This window comes from Terrabacter sp. R4-6 (assembly GCF_057529065.1).
Window position 1 is genome coordinate 1101747 of record NZ_CP197224.1, and the last position, 17195, is coordinate 1118941.

The window sequence follows — 17195 nt, forward strand, 5'->3', positions numbered from 1 at the left end:
CGCCTTGACGAGCCGCCGTTCCCAGCATCACGCTCGGAACGGCAGGGTGGGAAGGAGGCCCCGTGCGCGAGCTGCCGTCCGGGACGGTGTCGATGCTCTTCTCCGACATCGAGGGGTCGACCCTGATGCTGAGCCGTCTGGGGAGCCGGTACACGGACGCACTGGACGGCCACCGCGACGTGCTGCGCTCCGCGTGGGCGGCACACGGTGGGACCGAGATGGGCACCGAGGGGGACAGCTTCTTCGTGGTGTTCCCGACGGCCGGGGGCGCGGTGCAGGCTGCCGTCGAGGCCCAACGCGGGCTGGAGACCCATGCGTGGCCGGGGGACGAGCGCGTGCGCGTCCGCATGGGCATCCACACGGGGTCACCACAGGTGCACCATGACGACTACGTCGGGATGGACGTGCACCGCGCGGCCCGCATCGCCTCCTCCGCCCACGGAGGGCAGGCTGTCCTGTCGTCGGCCTCGGCCGAGCTGGCGCGTGACGCCCTGCCCGACGGCGTCGGACTGAAGGACCTCGGCAGCTACCGCCTCAAGGACATCCCGGAGCCGGAGCGACTGTTTCAGCTCACGGTCGACGGCCTGCAGAACGACTTCCCGGCGCTCAGGACCCTCGGCGCTGCGTCCCGGCTGCCGGTGCCGACGACCCAGCTGGTCGGACGAGAGCAGGCGGTCGCCGAGCTGGTCGACATGGTGCGGTCGCCCGAGGTCCGACTGGTCACGCTCAGCGGACCCGGAGGGTCGGGCAAGACGCGACTCGCCATCGAGGTGGCGACCAGACTCGTGGCAGCCTTCCCCGACGGCATCTTCTTCGTGCCTCTGGCGTCGGCCGCCACCCCCGAGGTCACGTGGACGACGCTCGGCGACGTGCTCGAGGTGCCGCGGAGCAGCCGTCTGCCGCCACGCCTGTTCGAGCACGTGGCACACCGGGCGGCCCTCTTCGTCCTGGACAACCTCGAGCAGCTCACCGACGCCGACGAGGTCGTCTCCCGCCTGCTGTCGGCAGCGCCCGAGGCGGTGGTCCTGACGACCTCGCGTCGACCGCTGGCCGTACCCGGTGAGCACCTCTACCCCGTCCCGCCCCTGGACCTGCCGACCGGGTCGACAGCGACGACCGCCGAGGCGTCCCCGGCGGTGCAGCTGTTCGTGCAGCACGCCCGCAGCGTGCGCCCGGACTTCCGGCTGACGTCGGAGAACGTCGACGCAGTGGTTGCCATCTGCCGGCGACTGGACGGACTGCCGCTGGCCATCGAGCTGTCCGCTGCGCGGACCCGGCTGCTCGGTCCGCAGGCGCTCCTGCGCCGGCTCGACACCACGCTCGACCTGCCGTCGATGAGCAGGCAGGGACCGCTGAGGCATCGGACACTGCGCGAGACCATCGCCTGGTCCTACGACCTGCTCCCCGAGGGTCATCAGGCGTTCTTCTGCAGGCTGGGGGTGTTCGCGGGTGGGGCGGACCTCGAGGCGGTGACGGCGGTCGCGCTCCCCGCCGCGTCGGGCGACCGGACCAGCGAGCCCCTGGACCTCGTCGCCGACCTCGTCGACGCCAGCCTCGCGCTCGTGGCCGAGGCGCCCGACGGCGAGCCCCGCATCACCCTGCTGGAGACGATCCGCTCCTTCGCGCTGGCGGAGCTGCGCGGCACGGGTCAGCTCGACGAGGCACGCTCGGCGCACGCCGACCACTACCTGAGGCTCGCCGAACGGCTCAAGGTGAGGCGCGACGCCGATCATCTCCTTGCCCTCGAGCAGGCGGAGGCCGAGCTCGACAACTTCCGTGAGGCTCTGACCTGGGGGCTGCGTCATGGCGGGGCTATCGAGGGTCTGGATCTCACCACGACCTCGACAGCGCTCCGGTTGTCCACGTCGCTCGGGTGGCTCTGGTACACAGGCGGATACGTCATCGAGGGATGCCGTTGGCTCGAGCTGGCCCTCGAGCGCGGAGGGAGCGCGCCGTCGGGGGACCTCGCCGAGTGCCTGGGGACCTACGCCAACCTCCTGATCGCGCGGGGCGAGGCGGATCGCAGCGCCGAGCTCGCCACGCAGAGCCTGAGCGTGGCGCGCGCGGTCGGCGACGAGGAGCGGGAGGCCTTCGCGATGGGTGTCCTCGGGACGGCGCAGCTGCACCAGGGAGACATCGACTCTGCACGTCGGACGTTCGAGGAGTCCCTGTCGCTGCACCGGCGGATCGGCAACCAGCTCAGGCTCACTCGCGCCCTGGGCAACCTCGCCGGGGTCGAGGAGGAGCTGGGCCACTACGCGCGCGCCGAGGAGCTGACCCACGAGGCGCTCGAGATCGTCACGGCTGCCGGCGACGTGCACGAGGCAGCGGTCCAGGGCCAGAACCTCGCGAACCTGCTGGCGGCGAGCGGGCGCGCCGAGGAGGCCAGCCGACGCGCCCGGTCGCTGATCGACCGGATCGTGCGGCTGCGCAGCCCGAACCTCACGATGGCATTCGCCAACACCTACATGAACATCCTCATCAGACTCGGCGACCCGGTGGGCGCGGCGCGCCTGATCGGCGCGGAGGAGGCCATGAGGGAGCGCTTGTCGCTGCCGAACCCCTACCAGGAGGAGGAGCGGGCCGAGGCCTGGGCCGCGGTGGAGCGGCTCATCTCCGCCGAGGACTGGGCGGCCGAGATCCGGACCGGACGGTGCACCTCCGTGGAGGACCTGCTGCTCGCGCTCGGCGACGGAGATGTTGCCGACCCACGGGTGTGACGGCCTCGGGGTTCGCGCCCCTGAGCGTGGCGGAGGTTCACACGTTGAAGCGGAACTCCACGACGTCGCCGTCGGCCATGACGTAGTCCTTGCCCTCGATGCGCACCTTGCCGGCGGCCTTGGCGGCGTTCATGGTCCCGGCCGCGACGAGGTCGTCGAACGAGACGACCTCGGCCTTGATGAAGCCGCGCTGGAAGTCGGTGTGGATGACGCCGGCGGCCATCGGGGCGGTCCAGCCCTTGCCGATCGTCCACGCACGCGACTCCTTGGGGCCGGCCGTGAGGTACGTCTGCAGGCCGAGCGTGTGGAAGCCGGTGCGGGCGAGCTGGTCCATGCCGGACTCCTCGGCCCCGAAGCTCTGGAGCAGCTCGAGCGCCTCGTCGGGCTCCATCTCCATGAGGTCCATCTCGAGCTTGGCGTTGAGGAAGACCGCGTCGGCCGGGGCGGCGAGCTCGCGCAGCGACTCCTGCAGCTCGGTGTCCGCGAGCTGGTCCTCGTCGAGGTTGAAGACGTAGATGAAGGGCTTGGTCGTCAGCAGCCCGAGCTGCTTCGCCTGGGCGAGGTCGACCCCGGCAGCCGGCCCGGCGGCATACAGCGTGTGGCCTTCCTCGAGGACCTTCTGCGCGGCGAGCGCGAGGTCGACGGCGGCCTTCTTGTCCTTGTTGACCCGGGCCTCCTTCTCGAGCCGGGGCACGGCCTTCTCGAGGGTCTGGAGGTCGGCGAGGATCAGCTCGGTGTGGATCGTCTCGATGTCGCCCGCGGGGCTCACCTTGCCGTCGACGTGCACGACGTCGCCGTCCTCGAAGGCACGGACGACCTGGCAGATCGCGTCGGCCTCTCGGATGTTGGCGAGGAACTTGTTGCCGAGCCCCTCGCCCTCGGAGGCGCCGCGGACGATGCCGGCGATGTCGACGAAGCTCACCGTGGCCGGGAGGATCTTCTCCGACCCGAAGATCTCGGCGAGCGCGCCGAGGCGCGAGTCGGGCAGCGGGACGACGCCGACGTTGGGCTCGATCGTCGCGAACGGGTAGTTCGCGGCGAGCACGTTGTTCTTCGTCAGCGCGTTGAAGAGCGTCGACTTGCCGACGTTGGGGAGACCGACGATTCCGATGGTGAGTGCCACGAGGACAAGAGTTTAGTGGCGATCGCGGGCCCCGCCGACCACGAGGGCGTATGCCGCCCTCCCCCGCTCACGTCAGCGTCCACTCCCAGCCGGGCTGCCAGTCGAACGGCGCGGTGACCAGGTGCTCCAGCGGCGTGCCGTCGAGCAGGTGCTGAAGGGCCCACCGGTTGGCCGAGTGGGCGACGAGGAGCACGCGCTCACCGTCGTGGTCGCGCCGCAGCTCCCGCAGCACCCCGGCCGTCGCGTCGACGACCTCGCGGTAGCTCTGCCCGCCACCGGGGAAGGGCACGTCGACGTGGTCGAGGCGCACGCGTCGGAGCTCGGACACGGGGCACCCGTTGAGCGCGCCGTAGTCGCACTCGCGCAGGCGGGCGTCGACGTGCAGCGGGACGCCGCCACCGGCATACGCCAGCTCGACGGTCTCGACGGCGCGGGCGAGGTCGGAGGACCACACGGCGTCGAAGCCGCTCGCGGGGCGGCGCTGCCCGAGCTCGACGGCGAGGCGGCGCCCCTCCTCCGAGAGGCGACCCGGCAGCCAGCCGGTCGCGATGCCGGCCTCGTTGTCCTCGGTGATCGAGTGCGTCTCGTAGACGAGCTCGACGCTCACGCGTCCGCCCGGGGCAGCCGGACCCCGCAGAGCTGGCGCGACTGGGCCACGAGGTTGCCGGCGGAGTCCCAGATCTTGGCGTCCTCCTCCATCATCCCGCCCCCGAGGGTGTCGCTGCCGAGTGTCACCTGCAGCCAGCCGGGCTCGGGGCGCCGGCGCACGTGGCCGGTGAACTCGAGCGTCGGCGTCCAGCCGAAGAGCCCGAGGTCGAAGGCGACCGGAGGCAGGGCGTCGAGCGCCATCATGAGCATCGTCGTGTCGGGCTCGCGGCCGTCGCGCAGCCGCAGCCAGCCCCGCATGACGCCGCGCATCGAGGGCTTGCCGAGCGCCCATCCGGCCGTGCTCGGGTCGAGGCGCAGGTCGAGCCGCTCGAGGAACTTCGCGTTGGCGAGGAAGTCGGGCGGCGCCTGCTCGGCCGACACGCACTGCTCGGGCGGCGGCATGTCGGGCGGGCTCGCCTGGCGCTGCACGTCGAGCTCGGTGAGGTTGCCGAACGAGCCGATGGCCCGCATCCGCTCGACGGGGCGGCCGTCGTCGCCGGTCTGGTGGATCGTCATCTGGCCCGTCGAGAGCTTCCGGCCGCAGCGCATGACCTCGGTCGTCACGGTGAACGGGCCGGGCTGCGAGGCGGTCATGAAGTACGCCGACAGCACGACGGGGTCGACGTGCTCGGTCGTCTCGGTCGGGTCGGCGGCGAGGTGCCCGCCGAGGGCCCGGAGGGCGGTCGTCATGACGAGGCCGCCGTTGACGGCGTTGCCGATCATCCACTCCTCGTGGAAGGTGCCGTGCCGCTGGGTGGGGTCGTCGCCGGTCTCGAGCCGGGTCGCGTCGTCGTACTCGCTCACGAACAAGGTGTAACAGACGTCCCCGACGCACCGCCCACCACGGGCGTATGCCGTCCGCCACGTCCCGCGGACCGGCACCGTCCGCTGCGTGGCCGGGTGTGGCGTCCCCACGGTGTCGGCGCCTTCTGGGACGGTGCTCGCATGGACCTCACCGCTCTGCTCGTCGGGCTCGTCATCGGGGCGCTCGTCGGTGGCCTGCTCGCCTGGCTCTCGGCCCGCTCCGCGCTGCTGGCCCGGTCGGCGGGCGCCGAGGCCGAGCGCGACGTGCTCCGCGAGCGCGTGACCGACCTCGAGGCCGCCCGCGACGTCGACGACACGACCGCCAGCCTGCTCGCCCCGCTGCGCGACACCATCGGCCGGGTCGAGCGCCAGGTGGGGGCGCTCGAGCGCGACCGGTCGCTCCAGTTCGGTCAGCTCGGCGAGCGCCTGACGGAGGTGAGCCGCTCGACCGAGTCGCTGCGCTCCGAGACGGCGACGCTCGCGAGCGCCCTCAACGCCTCGACCGTGCGCGGTGCGTGGGGCGAGGTTCAGCTGAGGCGCGTGCTCGAGCTCGCGGGCCTCATCGCCCGCTGCGACTTCGACGAGCAGGTGACGCGCGTCAGCAGGCACGGCGCCACGGTGCGCCCCGACGCCGTCATCAACCTCCCCGGCTCCCGTCACGTCGTCGTCGACGCGAAGGCGCCGATGGCCCACTTCCTCCAGGCGCACGGCGACACGGTGTCCGAGGTCGAGCGCGGCGAGCTGCTCGCCGCACACGCGACGTCGCTCCGGCGCCACGTCGAGGGCCTGGCCGCCAAGGCGTACTGGACGGCCTTCACCCGCTCGCCCGAGGTCGTCATCTGTTTCGTCCCGGGAGAGGCGATCCTCGCGACCGCCCTCTCCGACGACCCCGGCCTCTACGAGCACGCCCTGTCGCGCAAGGTCGTCCTCGCCTCACCCGGCACGCTCTTCGCCGTGCTGCGCACCATCGGGGCGATCTGGCATCAGGACGCCCTCGAGCAGAACGCCCGCGAGCTGCTCGTCATCGGCCAGGACCTCTACGCGCGCCTGACGACCCTCGGCGGGCACGTGACGACGATGGGCCAGTCGCTGTCGCGCTCGGTCGAGCAGTACAACAAGTTCGTCGGGACCCTCGAGTCGCGCGTGCTCGTCACCGCACGACGGATGCACGAGCTGCACCTGACCACCGAGGCGCCGCCCACCCTCGAGCCGCTCGAGGTCGCGCCGCGCTCGCTCAGCGCCGCGGAGCTGACCGACGACCTCGGGCGCACGGCCCGGGACGACGCGTTCCTCGGACGTGCCGTCGGCCGCACCGGCCCATCCGGCTCGGGTGACCTGGGTGCCGCCGACGCCGCCGGGAGCGATGCCGGTCGCGGGTCCGACGGCGACCCGCACGAGCAGTCGGCCTGAGCCGACCAGCCCGGGCCTCCCTAGCCCCGGGCCGTCGCGGAGCCTCCTGTCCGATTTGTCCGGGAAGTGGACACCTGCAATGGCGCCACGGACAATACGCGCGTGGGATTGGGTAGATCGTGACCGGGGCGGGGGGCCCGGGTCCGGAGCACTCCAGCGCGCCGAGCCGGCGCATCGGTCCGTACGAGCAGAGCCTGCGCGAGTCGCGCGAGCGTGTCGAGGCGGCCGCGCGTCAGCATGCCCGCCGACGCCGTCGCACCCGCGTCCTCGCGACCGTCGCGACCCTCGTGGTCGTCGCCGGAGTCGGCGTCGGCGCCTACCGCTACGTCGGTCTCCGTGAGGTCCCCACGGCCCTGCCCACCACCGCGGCGCAACCGACGTCGTGCGCGGACCCCGTCAAGATCCGGGTGTCCGTCGCCCCGGCCGTCGCACCCGCCGTCGCCGCGGCCGCGGAGTCGCTCGCCGCGCGCTCCGACGGCCCGTGCGCGGCCTACACGATCGACGCGGAGGAGCCCTTCTCCGTCGCCGGCTCCCTGGGTGGCGCCGGGCGCCCGGACGCCTGGATCACCGACTCCTCCGTCTGGGTCGGGCGCGCGAACGCCGTCTCGCGCTCCACGGTCACCCCCAGCGAGCCCTTCGCCTCGAGCGCGGTGCTCGTCGCGATGAAGGACGAGACCGCATCCGGCCTCGGCAGCCGCCTGGGCTGGGCCGACCTGCTCGGTGGCGCCGTCCCCATGCGCATCCCCGACCCCAACCGGTCGGCGATCGCCCGGATCGCCCTCGGCGTCGCGTCGTCGTCGCTCCCCGACGCCAGGCTGCGCACGCTGGCGGCGACGTCCGCGCCCACGGCCACGGGCGGGGTGTCCCTCGCCGGCATCGCGACGGCCGACCGCAGCGTCGGGGCCGTCGTCTCCCAGGCCCAGCTCGTCGCGTGGAACGCCGCGCACCCCGACGAGACGCTCGCCGCCGTCGCCCCGACCGAGGGGGCGCCGGCCCTGGAGTACTCCCTCGTGTCCCTGACGAAGGACACGGCCAAGGCGGGTCTCGTCAGCGACCTGGAGCGCTACCTCACCTCCGCGGACACCCGAAAGCTCCTGCAGGACAGCGGCTTCCGTACACCCGACGGAGACCCGAAGGACCCGTCTCCCCTCTACGGCGAGATCCGCGTGGCCGGGGAGGCGGAGGGCGCCGCCCTGACGAAGGCCGCGGGGCTCTGGAACGCCGCGGCGAGGAAGACCCAGGCCCTGCTCGCCGTCGACGTCTCCGGCTCCATGCTCGAGCGCACCGACAACGGGACCCGGCTCGCCATCGTCCAGAAGTCGACGGCGCGCGCCGTGGCCGCCGTCTCCCCCACGACGATCGCCTCCCTGTGGATCTACTCGCTCCACGTCGGCAGCCGCGCCGACGACTACCGGCAGCTCACCGACTACGGCGGGCTCGGGGTGAGCAAGAGCCTCGGGGCGCTGGACGACGCCGTCGCACGCCTCGACACCTACGTCGGTGGTGGGAGCGGGCTCTACGACACGATCGCCGCGACCTACGACCGCGCCCGCTCGGCGTGGCGGCCCGGCTACGCCAACACCCTCGTCGTCGTCGCCGACGGCCCGAACGAGGACGACTACGGCCTGACCCTCGAGCTGCTCAAGAACCGTCTCGCGGGCGCCAAGGACCCGAAGCGACCGGTCCGCGTCGTCGTGCTCGGCATCGGTGGACGTGTGGACGAGGCCGCGATGCGCCAGGTCGTGGCGATCACGGGCGGCCAGTACGTCCCGACCGAGACGGTCGAGGACCTCCAGCCGGCGCTGACCCGCGCACTCGGCGGCTGACCCCGCCGAGCGGTCCCGGGCGCGTCCCCGTCAGTGGAGCGAGCCGGAGTCCTCGAAGGCGGCGTCGTGGCGCACCGTGCCGGCGTCCTCGCCCTTGGCGGCCTTGAGGTCGCGGCGCAGCTCGTTGGGCAATGAGAAGAGGAGCGACTCCTCCGCGGCGATGACCGCCTCGACCTCGCCGTAGCCCCGCTCGGCGAGCCAGGTGAGCACGTCACGCACGAGCACCTCGGGCACGCTGGCACCCGACGTGACGCCGACCGTCGTGACCCCGTCGAGCCAGCCCTCGTCGATCTCGTCGGCGAAGTCGACGAGGTGCCCGTCGCGGGCGCCGTGCTCGATCGCGACCTCGACGAGGCGCACCGAGTTGGACGAGTTGCGCGACCCGACGACGATCATGAGGTCGGTGTCCTTGGCCATCTGCTTGACGGCGAGCTGGCGGTTCTGGGTGGCGTAGCAGATGTCGTCGGAGGGCGGGCTCTGCAGCGCCGGGAACTTCTCCTTGAGGCGGGCGACCGTCTCCATGGTCTCGTCGACCGAGAGGGTGGTCTGGGAGAGCCAGACGACCTTCTCCGGGTCGCGCACGGTGACGTTGTCGACGTCGTCGGGGCCGTCGACGAGGGTGATGTGCTCGGGGGCCTCACCCGCCGTGCCCACGACCTCCTCGTGGCCCTCGTGGCCGATGAGGAGGATGTCGAAGTCGTCGTCGGCGAAGCGCACCGCCTCGCGGTGCACCTTGGTCACGAGCGGGCACGTCGCGTCGATCGTCTTGAGGCTGCGGACCCTGGCCTCCTCGTGGACGACGGGGGCCACACCGTGCGCGGAGAAGATGACGGTCGCGCCCTCGGGCACCTCGTCGGTCTCGTCGACGAAGATCGCGCCGCGCTTCTCCAGCGTGGTGACGACGTGCTTGTTGTGCACGATCTGCTTGCGGACGTAGACCGGCGGACCGTAGAGCTCGAGGGCCTTCTCGACGGTCACGACCGCCCGGTCGACCCCGGCGCAGTAGCCACGTGGCGCCGCGAGGAGGACCTTCTTGGCGGACGTCTGGTCGGCTGGCTCACTCATGGCCCCATCGTACGGGGGCGCACCCGCCGTTCCCGATTCGCCGCCTGCGCCGCGACGCGGCCGCATCGCTCCAGGACCTCGAACGTCGGCATGATCTCGAGGAGCCCCAGCACGGGCTGCACCGCGAACTCCCGGTGGCTCGGATCGCTGTCCGGGTCGAGCAGCACACCCGTCTGCGCGGCGAGGAAGTTGAGCCACACCGCCACGCCTCTCGCGAAGAGCTCCGGGCCGTCGGGAAGACGCACGCCGCCGGCCGCGCCGTAGGCCGCGGCGACCGTCACGAGTGCCGCGGGGTCGGCGACGTGGTGCAGGAGCACCGTGCCGACCTCCCGGGCAGGGTCGTGCGCCCCGACGTCGTCCCAGTCGAGGAGCCACCGCGTCCCGTCGGGCTGCCGCAGCGTGTTGTCGGCCTTGAGGTCCCGGTGACAGAGCACCGTCTCGCCGAGAGGAACGGAGCTCGCCCACCCACCGAGGTCCGCGAGCTCGCCGGCACGGGCCTGCAGCCTCGGCGCCCAGTCCGTCCCGTCGGCCCGGGCCTGCCGGGCCAGCTCGGCCCAGTCCGTCGTCGACACCGTGTAGAAGTCGTGCACCGTGTCACCGGGGGCGGGCTCGAGCGCGAGACGGTGGATGAGGGCGCCCTGCTCGAGGACCCACTGCTCGGCGGCGAGGTCCGCACGGTCGGGCACGATCCCCGGCGCGAAGCCGTGGACGCGCCACCCCGTGCCCGCTGCGTCGCGCGCGACCACCCTGCCGTCCGGGGTGGGCACGGGCCTCGGGGCGGTGATCCCCGCAGACAGGCACCGCTCGACGAAGTCCACCTCGGAGCGGGCCCTGGTCTCGACCACGTCGTCGGGGTCCTCCCGCCAGAAGGCCCGCTTGACGGCATACGCCCCCGCGTCGGTGACGAGCCGGTGGACCTCACCCATGGCGCCGCGCGCCACCCACTCCATCGACAGGACCCGGCCGAGCGCGAATCGATCGGCCACCCAGCGTGCGGTCCGGGCGGCCTCGGGAGTCACCGCGCCGACGCTAGGTGCACGCCACGGGCCCTGCAACACCTTTAGGGTGACGCGGGTGAGCATGACGAGCCCGCTGCCCGACAAGGCCGCCGACACGACGGCCGAGCAGCCGTGGCCGGTGCGGGTGCTCAGCCTCAAGATCAGTGACTACGTCGACCGCATGAGCCAGCTCTGGGTCGAGGGCCAGGTCGTCCAGTTCAACCCGCGGGGCGGCACGGCGTTCCTCACCCTGCGTGACCCCGACGTCGACATGTCCCTGTCGGTCTCCGTGCCGATGAACGCCGTCAACGCCATGCCGATCCCCCTCGCGCAGGGCGCCCGGGTGGTGCTCCAGGCCAAGCCGACCTTCTGGACCAAGCGCGGCACCCTCCAGCTCGAGGCGCGCCAGATCCGTCCCGTCGGCATCGGCGACCTCCTCGCTCGCGTCGAGATCCTCAAGCGCACGCTCGCCGCCGAGGGCGTCTTCGACCCCGCGCGCAAGCGACCGATCCCCTTCCTGCCGCACCGCGTCGGGCTCATCACGGGACGCAGCTCGGCAGCCGAGAAGGACGTCGTCGAGAACGCCCGCCGACGATGGCCCGCCGTCGTCTTCGAGATCCGCGAGGTCGCCGTGCAGGGCGCGTCGGCCGTCACCGAGGTCGTCGAGGCGCTGCGCGAGCTCGACGCGATGCCTGCCGTCGACGTCATCGTCATCGCCCGCGGTGGTGGTGCGCTCGAGGAGCTGCTCCCCTTCTCCAACGAGGCGATGGTCCGCGCGGTCGCCCAGGCCCGCACCCCCGTCATCAGCGCCATCGGGCACGACGTCGACACCCCGCTGCTCGACCTCGTCGCCGACTGGCGGGCCTCGACACCGACCGACGCCGGCAAGAAGGTCGTTCCCGACGCCGCGCACGAGCGCGCCCTCGTCGACGCGGCCCGCGACCGCGTCCGCCGGGCGCTCGTGCGTCGGGTCGAGGCGGAGCGGTCGGGGCTGCGCTCGCTCGTGTCCCGTCCCGTCATGGCCGACCCGGTCGCACTGGTGCGGGTGCGACGCCAGGAGGTCGCGGCGCTGCGGACGCGGGCGACGACGCGGATCGAGGCCCGGCTGCACCGCGCCGTCGACCAGGCCGAGCACCTGCGCCGCCAGGTCGTGGCCCTCTCTCCCCAGTCGACCCTCGAGCGGGGGTATGCCGTCGTGCAGCACCGCGACGGCCGGATCGTCATGGACCAGGACGACGTCGGTGTCGGCGAGCTGCTGCGGGTCCGGGTCGCCCGCGGCGACTTCGGGGTGCGCCCGGTGACGGCCGGCGCCGAGGACGCGCCACCGAAGACACCGAAGACGCCGAAGACGCCGAAGACGACCGCGGCGCCGAGGAGCGCGACGCGCAGGACCGCCACCCTCACGACGCCGAGCGACCCTCCCCCGAAGGCGGCGTCGCCGCGCCCGGCCCGCGCGAGCAAGCGGCCCGGGACACCGCCGGAGCCGGCGGGCGGCGACGACGGCGCGACGTCGTAGGGTGACGCCCATGGCTGACGTGACGACGACCGACGGCTCGTTCCCCGACATCGCCGGGATGCGCTACGAGGACGCCCGCGAGGAGCTCATCGCGATCGTCGCCAAGCTCGAGGCCGGGCAGGCCCCGCTCGAGGACTCGATGCACCTCTGGCGTCGTGGCGAGGCCCTTGCAGCGCACTGCGCGACGTGGCTCGACGGCGCCCAGGCCGAGATCGAGCGTGCGACCCGTCCGCCGGCCGCCTCGGCTCCGGCGGGCGAGCTCCACGCCGACGACGAGATCTTCGACGAGGACGACGAGTCCTGACCGGCGGGTCCTGACCGACGGGTCCGGTCAGCCGGTCGTGCTCGACGGGGTCGAGGGGGCCGGCGTGTCGCCCGCCGCGGGCGCCACGGGCGCCAGGGCCGCGACGAACGCCTTGAGCTCGTCCTCGGGCGCCGTGCCGCTCGCCACGAGGGTCAGCCCCTGCGCGCCGTCGCCGCGAGCGACGTAGGCGACCTGGCCCGCGTCGGCGGCGACGAACTTCTCGAAGGGGCGACCCGAGACCGTCACGGTGCCGGCGGGATCCCCGTCGTTGACCGAGCGGGCGACCCAGCCCTGCGTCGCGCCGACGGCCTGCTTGAGGGCGATGTCGGCTCCGCTCGGGGTCGTCCAGACCGTCGTGAAGGTCCGGACCTTCTCGGTGCCCGGCGCAAAGGTCGCCACGGTCGGGACCCAGCCCTCACCGAGACCCTGGGGCAGCTGGACCGGCCAGGACGTCTGAGCCGCGACCTGGCTCGCCTTGCCCGCCGCGTCGATGGCCGGGCGCTGCACCTGGGTGATGCGGGGGACGATCGCGACGAGCGCGAGCACGAACAGCCCGATGACGAACATCGAGCGGAACATGTTGGGGAAGGTGCCGAGCGAGTAGCGGCTCGGCGGAGCGGCCGGCGCGGTGGACCCCGTGGCGTCGGCAGCGTCCGTGGCCTCGACGCCAGGCGTGGCGTGCGTGGCGTGCGCGGCCTGCGTGGCCTGCGTGGACTGGGTGGACTCCGTCGACTCCGAGGACATCGGGGACATCGGGGACACCGGGGACTCCGGCGAGTCGGTCGCCGGGGTGGGGGTGGTCTCTGCCGAGGGTGTCGACGGCGTCGACGGGGTGCTCATGCCCCCCATGGTCCCCGACTCCCGGACGCGGTCCAAACGCGGGTGTGGCCACCGATAGGCTGGCGCCGACTCGTTCTGCGCCGACGGAGGACCTTTGATGAAGCACAGCCAGCCGGACCGCAACCTCGCTCTCGAGCTGGTCCGGGTGACCGAGGCAGCGGCCATGGCCGGAGGCCGATGGGTCGGCCGCGGCGAGAAGAACAAGGCCGACGGTGCTGCCGTCGAGGCGATGCGGGCCATGATCTCGACCGTCAGCATGCGTGGCGTCGTCGTCATCGGCGAGGGCGAGAAGGACAACGCCCCCATGCTCTTCAACGGCGAGCAGGTCGGTGACGGCACCGGCCCCGAGGTCGATGTGGCCGTCGACCCGATCGACGGCACGACCCTGACGGCCAAGGGCATGAACAACGCCGTCGCCGTCATGGCCGTCGCCAACCGGGGCGCGATGTACGACCCCTCGGCCGTGTTCTACATGGACAAGCTCGCCACCGGCCCCGAGGCGGCCGACGTCGTCGACATCCGCCTCCCCGTCGCCGAGAACATCCGGCGCATCGCCAAGGCCAAGAAGGAGACTCCCGCCGACGTCACGGTCGTCATGCTCGACCGGCCGCGCCACGAACACCTCGCCGAGCAGATCCGCGACACGGGCGCCCGCATCCGCTACATCGTCGACGGCGACGTCGCCGGCGCCGTCATGGCCGCCCGTCCGGGCACCGGCGTCGACCTGCTCCTCGGCATCGGCGGCACGCCCGAGGGCATCATCGCCGCCTGTGCCATCAAGTGCACCGGTGGCGTCATCCAGGGCCGGCTCTGGCCCAAGGACGACGACGAGCGTCAGAAGGCCCTCGACGCCGGGCACGACCTCGACCGCGTCCTGTCCACCGACGACCTCGTCGTCGGCGAGTGCTTCTTCGTCGCGACCGGCATCACCGACGGCGAGCTGCTCCGGGGCGTGCGCTACGGCGCGAAGTCGGCGCGCACCAACTCCCTCGTCATGCGCTCGCGCAGCGGCACCATCCGCACCATCGACAGCGAGCACCGCTTCGACCGTCCGGGCTGGTTCGGCAGCACCGAGATGATCGAGGAGTGAGGAACGCCACGATGTCCGACTCCAGGCAGCAGGAGACGCCGGTCCGCACCCTCGTCGTGGGCGAGGCCCTTGTCGACGCGGTCACGACGCCCGACGGCGCCACCGCCGAGCACGTGGGCGGCAGCCCCGCCAACGTCGCCTTCGGGCTGGCTGCGCTCGACCACCCGGTCGATCTCGCGACGTGGATCGCGACGGACGAGCGGGGACGCCGCATCGAGGACGTATGCCGTGAGCGCGGCGTCGCGCTGACGGCCGGCTCGCAGGGCGCACCCTTCACGTCCGTCGCGCACGCGACGCTCGACGCGACCGGTGCCGCGAGCTACGTCTTCGACCTCGAGTGGCAGGTGGCCTCGGTGCCCGGCCTCACGGCATACGGCCACGTCCACACGGGCAGCATCGCGGCCGTCCTCGAGCCCGGCGGCGGGCAGGTGCGCGAGATCCTCGCCGCGGCCCGCGAGCTCGGCGCCACCGTGTCCTACGACCCCAACGCGCGGCCGTCGCTCATGGGACACCCCGAGCAGGCCCGGCGCACCATCGAGAGCGGGATCGCCCTCTCCGACGTCGTCAAGGTCAGCGACGAGGACATCGAGTGGCTGTGCCCCGGCGAGACCATCGACGACGTCGTCCGGGCCTGGGGCGAGCTCGGACCCGCCCTCGTCGTCGTCACCCGCGGGGGTGAGGGCGCGGTCGTCCGCGTCACCCGCACCGGCGAGCAGGAGACGCTCCCGGCGCCCACCGTCACCGTCGTCGACACCGTCGGCGCCGGCGACTCGTTCATGGCCGGCCTCGTCTCGGGCCTGCTCGACGCCGGGCTGCTCGGCGGCCCGTCCGCGAGGACCCGTCTGCAGGCGGCCTCCCTCGGCGACGTCGTGCCCGCCGTGGAGCGCGCGCTGCGCACCGGAGCGCTCACGGTGGAGCGCGCCGGAGCCCATGCCCCGACGCGAAACGACCTGGCCTGAGGACAAATCGGGCATTCGACAAGAAGGCAAGCAGTCGGGCACCATTCTGCGCGACTCGCCGGGTAGTTTTGGCCGGTGGTTCACCCTGACGCCCCGGTGCCGGGGCGTCCTCATGTGAGGAAACCTCGTGTCCAACCCCACCCCTCCACAACGCCCCGTCGGCCCGTACGAGCAGAGTCTCATCGAGAGCCGCGCCAACCGTAAGGCTCTCGAGGCCCGGATCGCCGCGGCGCGGCGCAACCGCGTCATCGCGGCCGTGCTCGGCGTCGTGCTGCTCGCCGGAGCCGGAGTCGGCGGCTTCGTCTGGTGGAAGGGCCGCGAGGTGGCGCCCGTCGCCGCCCTCACGGCGACCCCGGGCAAGTCGTGCCCCGACCGCACCCCGGTCAGCGTTTGGGCGTCCGAGGCGGCGCAGCCGGCCGTCCTCGCGCTCGCCAAGGAGTATCAGGCCGACCCCGACTCCCCGTGCGTCGACTACGTCGTCAAGGGCAAGGCGCCGATCGAGGCCATGATCGGTCTGGGTCAGGGTCAGCCGGACCGGCCCGACGCCTGGATCTCCGACTCCCCGCGCTGGGTCGAGCGCGTCAACGAGGCCGCCAAGCTCAACGCCAAGCCGGCGGGCGCCTTCGCCAAGAGCCCGCTCGTCATCGCGATGGACCCCGCGCAGGCCGACAAGCTCGGGGACCAGCCGAAGTGGCTCGAGCTCGTCGCGTCCGACAGCCCGATCCGGATGAGCGACCCCCGCTCGACCACGGCCGGCATGCTGACGCTGGCCTCGGCCCTGCCGGAGCTGTCCAACGAGCAGGGACGCGTCGTCATCCCCAAGCTCGCCAAGGGTGCGGCTCCCTCGGTCGACGACCTCTTCAGCGCCTACAACGCCGACCCCACGACCGCGGCCGCCTTCCCGGTGTCCGAGGCAGACCTCATCGACCACAACCGCCTCTACCCCGACCACAAGATGGTGTCGGTGACGCCGAGCGAGGGCACCCCGGCCTTCGAGTTCTCCCTCGTCAACGTCGCGACCGACCCGGTCCGCGACCAGGCGGTCGAGCTGCTCCGCGCCTACCTCATGACGCCCAAGGCGGCCAAGATCTTCGCGCAGTACGGCATCCGCTCGACGGCCGTCCCCGTCACGATGCCGACGCCGCAGGGCAGCGTGGGCGAGGTCAAGATCGGACCGAGCCCCGACGCCGAGACGGTCACCGCGGCCACCAACGTGTGGCAGTCGGCGACGACCGACTTCTCGATCCTGTCCGTCTTCGACGTCTCCGGCTCGATGAACGAGAAGGTCGGCGACACGACGCGCGTCGCCATCACCCAGGAGGCAGCGGGCATCGCCCTCGCCGCCCTGCCCAAGACGACGAAGCTCGGGCTCTGGGTCTTCTCGATCGACAAGGGAGGCAAGGGCCAGGACTGGCGCGAGCTCGCACCCATCGGGCGCCTCGACGACGACTCCCACCGGGCCGTCGTCGCCACGGCCGCGACCAACCTCGCCAAGAACGTCGGCGGCGGCACCGGCCTCTACGACACCATCTGGGCGGCCTACCAGAAGGTCAAGAAGCAGTACGACCCCAACCGGGTCAACGCCGTCGTCATCCTCACGGACGGTCGCAACGAGGACCCCAAGGGCATCTCGCTCGAGCAGCTCAAGGCCAACCTGCGCGCCGCGAGCGACCCGACCAAGCCGATCGCCATCACGACCATCGGCATCGGGCCCGACGTCGACCCCAAGGCGCTGTCGCAGATCTCGAAGATGACCTACTCCGACTTCTACGCCGCGCCGTCCCCGGCCGACATGACGACCGTCCTCGCACGGGCGCTCTTCGACCACGAGTGCAAGAACGGCCGCTGCGTCTGACCCCGACGAGCCGGACGCGTTCGTCCCTCCTTTCACA

The 17195-nt window shown here is 72.5% G+C and carries 14 protein-coding genes; 8 read left to right on the forward strand and 6 right to left on the reverse strand.

The features are described from left to right. The first annotated feature begins 62 nt into the window (after nt 1-62). Nucleotides 63-2720: an ATP-binding protein gene (locus tag ACSSS0_RS05140; protein ID WP_487230298.1), complete on the forward strand. Its 2658-nt coding sequence runs from the start codon at nt 63-65 to the stop codon at nt 2718-2720. Between the two features lie 37 nt (nt 2721-2757). Here ACSSS0_RS05140 and ychF read toward each other — a convergent pair whose 3' ends face one another. From ychF to ACSSS0_RS05155, 3 genes are all read right to left on the reverse strand, one after another. Then, the gene (ychF, locus tag ACSSS0_RS05145) at nt 2758-3843 is read right to left on the reverse strand and encodes a redox-regulated ATPase YchF (RefSeq protein WP_487230299.1); all 1086 of its coding nucleotides are present in this window, start codon (nt 3841-3843) and stop codon (nt 2758-2760) included. 67 nt (nt 3844-3910) lie between these two features. Next, on the reverse strand, nt 3911-4450 hold the full coding sequence (locus ACSSS0_RS05150) for a histidine phosphatase family protein (RefSeq protein WP_487230300.1): 540 nt from the start codon (nt 4448-4450) through the stop codon (nt 3911-3913). Next, nucleotides 4447-5295, reverse strand: a complete 849-nt coding sequence (locus ACSSS0_RS05155) for a thioesterase family protein (RefSeq protein ID WP_487230301.1) — start codon at nt 5293-5295, stop codon at nt 4447-4449. Before ACSSS0_RS05155 ends, ACSSS0_RS05150 begins: the two co-directional genes overlap by 4 nt. Before the next feature lie 141 nt (nt 5296-5436). On the opposite strand from ACSSS0_RS05155, the gene ACSSS0_RS05160 reads away from it, so the two are divergent. Together ACSSS0_RS05160 and ACSSS0_RS05165 are read left to right on the forward strand one after the other, a co-directional pair. Then, nucleotides 5437-6705: a DNA recombination protein RmuC gene (locus tag ACSSS0_RS05160; protein ID WP_487230302.1), complete on the forward strand. Its 1269-nt coding sequence runs from the start codon at nt 5437-5439 to the stop codon at nt 6703-6705. A gap of 119 nt (nt 6706-6824) precedes the next feature. Further along, nucleotides 6825-8531 (forward strand): substrate-binding domain-containing protein, encoded by a 1707-nt coding sequence (locus tag ACSSS0_RS05165; protein ID WP_487230303.1) that lies wholly within the window; start codon nt 6825-6827, stop codon nt 8529-8531. A 30-nt stretch (nt 8532-8561) separates the two neighbouring features. Here the strand turns inward: ACSSS0_RS05165 and ACSSS0_RS05170 are convergent, their stop codons facing one another. Together ACSSS0_RS05170 and ACSSS0_RS05175 are read right to left on the reverse strand one after the other, a co-directional pair. Then, nucleotides 8562-9596 (reverse strand): 4-hydroxy-3-methylbut-2-enyl diphosphate reductase, encoded by a 1035-nt coding sequence (locus ACSSS0_RS05170; RefSeq protein WP_487230304.1) that lies wholly within the window; start codon nt 9594-9596, stop codon nt 8562-8564. Continuing rightward, entirely contained in the window at nt 9593-10615 is a 1023-nt protein-coding gene (locus ACSSS0_RS05175) for a phosphotransferase (RefSeq protein ID WP_487230305.1), read from the reverse strand. The genes ACSSS0_RS05170 and ACSSS0_RS05175 overlap by 4 nt, the downstream gene beginning before the upstream one ends. A 55-nt stretch (nt 10616-10670) precedes the next feature. Between ACSSS0_RS05175 and xseA the strand changes: the two genes are divergently transcribed. Both xseA and ACSSS0_RS05185 read left to right on the forward strand, forming a co-directional pair. Then, nucleotides 10671-12110, forward strand: coding sequence for an exodeoxyribonuclease VII large subunit (gene xseA, locus ACSSS0_RS05180; RefSeq protein ID WP_487230306.1), 1440 nt, complete (start codon nt 10671-10673; stop codon nt 12108-12110). A gap of 10 nt (nt 12111-12120) precedes the next feature. Then, nucleotides 12121-12414, forward strand: coding sequence for an exodeoxyribonuclease VII small subunit (locus ACSSS0_RS05185; protein WP_435984991.1), 294 nt, complete (start codon nt 12121-12123; stop codon nt 12412-12414). Between the two features lie 27 nt (nt 12415-12441). Here the strand turns inward: ACSSS0_RS05185 and ACSSS0_RS05190 are convergent, their stop codons facing one another. After that, a complete protein-coding gene (locus ACSSS0_RS05190) occupies nt 12442-13254 on the reverse strand; it encodes a DUF4245 domain-containing protein (protein ID WP_487230307.1) in 813 nt (270 codons plus the stop codon). Nucleotides 13255-13351: 97 nt separating this feature from the next. On the opposite strand from ACSSS0_RS05190, the gene glpX reads away from it, so the two are divergent. From glpX to ACSSS0_RS05205, 3 genes are all read left to right on the forward strand, one after another. After that, complete coding sequence (gene glpX, locus ACSSS0_RS05195) at nt 13352-14344, forward strand: class II fructose-bisphosphatase (RefSeq protein WP_435984989.1); 993 nt, start codon at nt 13352-13354, stop codon at nt 14342-14344. An 11-nt stretch (nt 14345-14355) separates the two neighbouring features. Beyond that, complete coding sequence (locus ACSSS0_RS05200) at nt 14356-15303, forward strand: carbohydrate kinase family protein (protein WP_487230308.1); 948 nt, start codon at nt 14356-14358, stop codon at nt 15301-15303. A 127-nt stretch (nt 15304-15430) separates the two neighbouring features. After that, complete coding sequence (locus ACSSS0_RS05205) at nt 15431-17158, forward strand: substrate-binding and VWA domain-containing protein (protein ID WP_487230309.1); 1728 nt, start codon at nt 15431-15433, stop codon at nt 17156-17158. Nucleotides 17159-17195 lie beyond the last annotated feature (37 nt).